The following is a 4760-nucleotide window of genomic DNA, read 5'->3' as shown; positions in this document are numbered from 1 at the left end:
GGTGTTGGTGAGGTTTTCGGGGGCGGGGCGGCCCCAGTTGGCCATCTCATTTTGGAAGATGTCGCGGATTTCGGTGCGGTTTTTGTGGATGGCGGGGACGAGGATGTGGGAGGGTTTGTCGTTGCCGAGTTGGACGATGAGTTCGGCGAGGTCGGTTTCGTAGGCGTGGATGCCGGCGGTGTGGAGGGCTTCGTTGAGGCCGGTTTCCTGGGTGGTCATGGATTTGACTTTGACGACTTCGGTTTCGCCGGTGGTGTGGATGATGTGGGTGGCGATGTGGTTGGCTTCGTCGGCGTCGGTGGCCCAGTGGACGGTGCCGCCGGCGTTGGTGACGGCGGTTTCGAGTTGGGTGAGGTAGTGGTCGAGGTGGCGCAGGGTGTGGTCTTTGATGGCGGCGCCTGCTGCGCGGAGTTGGGGCCAGTCGGGGAGTTCGTTGATGGCGGTGGCGCGTTTGGTGCGGATGGTGTGGGTGGCGTGGGTGAGGTTTGCTCGGAGTTGGGTGTCCTTTGTTGAGGTTCGTGCGGCGTCGGGGAAGGAGGGGAGTCCCAGGTAGGTGCCGCTCATCGGTCGTCTCCTGTTTTGGTTTGCGGGTAGGGGTGTTCTTCGGTGGAGGCGAGGATTTCGGCGAGGTGGAGGGTGTGGAGGGGGTTGTTGTTGCGGCGGAGGATGCCGTCGAGGTGCATGAGGCAGGAGTTGTCGGCGCCGCAGAGGATGCGGGCGCCGGTGTCGAGGGCGTGGCGGATTTTGTCCTGGCCCATGGCGATGGAGACGTCGGGGTTCTTGACGGCGAAGGTGCCGCCGAAGCCGCAGCATTCCTCGGCGCCGTCGAGTTCCTTGAGTTCCAGGCCGTTGACGGCTTCGAGGAGTTTGCGGGGGCGTTCGCCCAGGCCGAGCATGCGCAGGCCGTGGCAGGAGGGGTGGTAGGTGACGGTGTGGGGGAAGTAGGCGCCGACGTCGGTTACTTCGAGCACGTCCACCAGGAACTCGGTCAGTTCGTAGGTTTTCGGCACGGCTGCGGCTGCTGCCGTGGCCAGGCCGTCGTCCCGGCCTTCGGTGGCCGCCCGTTCCGCGATCCGGGGGTAGTTGTCGCGTACCATCGCCGCGCATGAGCCCGAGGGTGTGACCACGTAGTCGTAGCCCTCGAACGCGTCGGCGTATCGGCGGACCAGGGGCTCGGTCTCGTGCCGGTAGCCGGTGTTGAACTGGGGCTGCCCGCAACAGGTTTGGGCCGCGGGGAAGTCAACCTCGACGCCCAGCCGCTCCAATAGGGTCACCACGGCCCGGCCGGTGTCCGGGTAGAGGAGGTCGTTGACACAGGTCACGAAGAGGGCGACCCGCAGGGTGTCTTCGTGCCGCACCCCGTCGCCGCTCGGCTGTCGATCACGCATGCGCTCATAATGCCCCAAGTGCGCACGGCAGGGGAAGTATACATCCGATGTATGTTGGCCGAGTTGGAACCGAATTGCTGCGCGCTGATCGCACTCGTCCCGCTGGTCCCGCTCGTCCCGTCGATCAGGCCGATCGGGCCGATCAGAGCCCGATGTCGTCAGGCGAACCCGCCCGCCCAGGGACCGAATCCGGCGCGGGCCGACCCCGTCAGCGGGCGGATGCGGGTATCGGCGCGGGCGTGGTGGCGCCGGATGCGACGGCGCCGGGCGTGGTGGCGCCGGCCGCGGCGCCGGTCTTCGCGAGCAGCGCGCGGATCTCGCGGACCGCGCTGCGCCCGGCCCGGTTGGCGCCGATCGTGCTCGCCGAGGGCCCGTAGCCGAGCAGGTGCACCCGTGGGTCCTTCACCACGCGGGTGCCGTCGAGCCGGACGCCACCGCCGGGTTCGCGCAGCCGCAGCGGGGCGAGATGGTCCAGGGCCGCGCGGAAACCGGTCGCCCACAGGATGACGTCCGCGTCCAGCGTGCGGCCGTCGGCCCAGGCCACGCCGTGTGGAGTGATCCGGTCGAACATCGGCTCGCGCCGCAGGATGCCGCGGGCCTGCGCGTCCCGGACCGCCTCGGTCGCCGCGAGACCGGTCACGCTCACCACGCTCTGCGGCGGCAGCCCCTGCCGTACCCGGTCGTCCACTCGCGCCACCACCGAGCGGCCCCACTCCTCGTCGAACCCCATGTCGCGGAAGACCGGCGGCCGCCGTGTCACCCACGTGGTGCGCGCCGCGCCGCCCGCTTCGTGCAGCTCCATCAGCAGCTGCACCGCCGACGTGCCGCCGCCCGCCACCACGACGTGCAGCCCGGCGAACTCCGCCGCCCCCCGGTAGCCCGCGGTGTGCAACTGCCGCCCCAGGAAGCTCTCCTGGCCCGGGTAGTACGGCAGGAACGGCCGGTCCCAGGTGCCCGTCGCGTTCAGCAGCGCCCGCACCGACCACGTGCCCCGGTCCGTCTCCACCCGCATCCGTCCGCCGGCCCCTTCCCGGACCGCCGCCACATCCACCGGGCGCAGAACCCGCAGGTCGAACGCCTCCTCGTACCGCCGGAAGTACTCGCCGACGACCTGCGAAGACGGCAACTCCGGGTCGCCGCCCTCCAGTTCCATCCCCGGCAGCGCGTGCACCCGGTGCGCCTTCCCGTACGTCAGTGAGGGCCACCTGAACTGCCAGGCGCCGCCCGGCCCGGGGGAGTGGTCGAGGACCACGAAGTCCGTGCCGGCCCGCAGCCCCGACCGGCCCAGGAAGTACGCCGCCGACAGCCCCGCCTGCCCCGCACCCACCACGGCGACGTCCGCGTCCACCGCTACGGGCTCGCCCGCTTCCGGGAACCGCCCCGCACCCAAATCCTCCATGCCTCTCCCAACCAGCGCCGCCGCACATTGCTTCCCCCGCCGCACGTCCGGCGGTGAGGGGGCGGGGCTGCCGTGACGGCGCGGCTGATCTGCCAAGCTTCATCCCGGACCGCTCAGCCCACCTGAGCACGCTGCCGTCCGGCGGCCGCGCGGAAGCCACGGGAGGCACCATGGCGCGAACCGGTTCGGCCCACGGGGGTGTCCGGCCCGCGTTCGGACGGTGGGCGGGACACCCCAGGTAGGGGCTATGCGAGCGGGTTGGACGCCCACCTCCGCAAGCGGGCAACGCGTTCCGCCGCTTCCTCCAGACGCGAGAGAGGGAGATCGCCGTCGGCGACGGCGCGAGCCGTGGCCGCGTGGATCGCATCGCGCACTCCCGGCCCGCTGTCGGGGCCGAGCCGGATCAGGTCGACCCCGGCGATCCAGGCGAGGACGGCCGCACCCGGCACCCCCCAGCCGTCGACGATGGACGGTTCGTCGAGGGTGTCGCTCAACACGACCCCGTTGTAGCCGAGTTCGCCGCGCAGCACCCCGGCGATCGCGTGGCCGCTGAGCGCCGCGGGCACGGCCGCCGAGATCGCCCGTACGCCCGCGGCCGTACCCTCGGCGAAGGGCCGAAGGCTTCCCGCGCCGGTGAACGGCCCCAACGCCGCCGCCACGCCGTGCGCCTGAAGGTCCGTCACAAACGCCCGGGTCTCGTCGGGCCGCGCGCTCGGCCGCACCTCGAGATGCAGATTCGCCCCCGCCGCCATCAGCTCCGCGGCGGCCGCGCTGCCGCCCGTGGCGGTGCCGACAGGGCCGCGGTGGCCGGTGAGCGCGTCCGGCAGGGCGGCCCGTACCGCGTCGGAGGCGGCCCGGGCGGCGGCCCCGGACGCGTGTACGGCGGCGCCCGGCGTGCCCCGCTCCAACCCGCGCAGTATCCACTCCGGCAGTGGGGAGCCGTTGCCGTTCACGGACGGCAGCAGGCAGGAGTCGACCAGCACGGCGAGCCGGGGCAGCGTCTTCACGTCGGGGTCCCCCTTCGGGGCGCGGCAGTCGGCGAACTCCCGAATGGTACAGACCAATCTGTGGCCGGGGCAACGTTCCCCGTCGCCGACGACGCCCCGGCCCCGGCCCCGCCCCCGGCCCGCCGGCCGCGTCTCGCCGTACTCCCGTGAGTGCGCCCGGCCGTACGCCCGAGCAAGCACCCCGTGTCGGCCCTTGCGGCGGACGCGGTGCCCGGGCGGGTGGGCCACCATGGGAGGCATGGCCGAACGTTTTGGAACCCGCGTCCTCGACATCCGCACCGGCGACCGTGAGACCGTCCATGACCTGACCGGTGACTGCGCCGGGTTCCTGCGCGAGGTGGCGCGGGGGCGGGACGGGCTGCTCAACATCTTCGTGCCGCACGCCACCGCGGGGATCGCGGTCATCGAGACCGGCGCGGGCAGTGACGAGGACCTGCTCGCCCTGCTCGGCGACCTTTTGCCGGCCGATGACCGATGGCGGCACCGGCACGGCCCGCGCGGCCACGGCCGTGACCACGTGCTGCCCGCCCTGGTGCCGCCGCACGCGACGCTTCCGGTGATCGGCGGGCAGTTGGAGCTGGGCACCTGGCAGTCCGTCGTGCTGGTGGACACCAACGTCTCCAACACCGACCGCCAGGTCCGCCTGAGCTTCCTGGGCTGACCGAACCGCGGGCACACCTCACAAGGCGATCGCCCGGTAGGCCAGGGCCTGGTCGACCACCTCGTCGGCCGTCAGCTGCCGCTCCGGCGGCCAGTGGATCAAGCCGCAGACGTGACCGGACGGACACCGCGGACTTCTGTCGAGCATCTCCAACCAGGCGTCCGCGTCTTCCTCGGCGGCATAGTCCGCGTCCATGAGCCGCTGCACGAGGAGCACGGCCGCAGCCCGGTCCAACTGCGCCCCGCTCATCGGGTCCGCCCCGCTCATCGGGCCCCCTTCGACCGGGGCCACGGCCACCCTAGCGA

The 4760-nt window shown here is 71.9% G+C and carries 6 protein-coding genes; 1 reads left to right on the top strand and 5 read right to left on the bottom strand.

Annotation, left to right across the window (positions count from 1 at the left end):
- From AC13HU_RS32390 to AC13HU_RS32375, 4 genes are all read right to left on the bottom strand, one after another.
- On the bottom strand, positions 1-564 hold a 564-nt coding region (locus AC13HU_RS32390; protein ID WP_483045550.1), incomplete at its 3' end, for an LUD domain-containing protein.
- Positions 561-1340: a (Fe-S)-binding protein gene (locus AC13HU_RS32385; RefSeq protein WP_483045551.1), complete on the bottom strand. Its 780-nt coding sequence runs from the start codon at positions 1338-1340 to the stop codon at positions 561-563. The genes AC13HU_RS32385 and AC13HU_RS32390, both read right to left, overlap by 4 nt.
- A gap of 256 nt (positions 1341-1596) precedes the next feature.
- Positions 1597-2787: an NAD(P)-binding domain-containing protein gene (locus AC13HU_RS32380; RefSeq protein ID WP_483045549.1), complete on the bottom strand. Its 1191-nt coding sequence runs from the start codon at positions 2785-2787 to the stop codon at positions 1597-1599.
- Between the two features lie 245 nt (positions 2788-3032).
- The gene (locus AC13HU_RS32375; protein WP_483045548.1) at positions 3033-3794 is read right to left on the bottom strand and encodes a glycoside hydrolase family 3 N-terminal domain-containing protein; all 762 of its coding nucleotides are present in this window, start codon (positions 3792-3794) and stop codon (positions 3033-3035) included.
- A gap of 238 nt (positions 3795-4032) precedes the next feature.
- Between AC13HU_RS32375 and AC13HU_RS32370 the strand changes: the two genes are divergently transcribed.
- Complete coding sequence (locus AC13HU_RS32370) at positions 4033-4455, top strand: secondary thiamine-phosphate synthase enzyme YjbQ (protein WP_483045547.1); 423 nt, start codon at positions 4033-4035, stop codon at positions 4453-4455.
- Positions 4456-4473: 18 nt separating this feature from the next.
- Here AC13HU_RS32370 and AC13HU_RS32365 read toward each other — a convergent pair whose 3' ends face one another.
- Positions 4474-4722 (bottom strand): e9imm peptide, encoded by a 249-nt coding sequence (locus tag AC13HU_RS32365; protein WP_483045546.1) that lies wholly within the window; start codon positions 4720-4722, stop codon positions 4474-4476.
- Positions 4723-4760 lie beyond the last annotated feature (38 nt).

The sequence above is a fragment of the Streptomyces sp. NH27 genome (assembly GCF_056859195.1).
Note: the sequence above shows the minus strand (reverse complement) of the source record. Positions and strands in the feature narration are given on the sequence as shown.

Coding starts and splice junctions, on each gene's coding strand:
- AC13HU_RS32365 (WP_483045546.1), bottom strand. CDS start 4,722: ATGAGCGGGGCGGACCCGATGAGCGGGGCGCAGTTGGACCGGGCTGCG.
- AC13HU_RS32380 (WP_483045549.1), bottom strand. CDS start 2,787: ATGGAGGATTTGGGTGCGGGGCGGTTCCCGGAAGCGGGCGAGCCCGTA.
- AC13HU_RS32370 (WP_483045547.1), top strand. CDS start 4,033: ATGGCCGAACGTTTTGGAACCCGCGTCCTCGACATCCGCACCGGCGAC.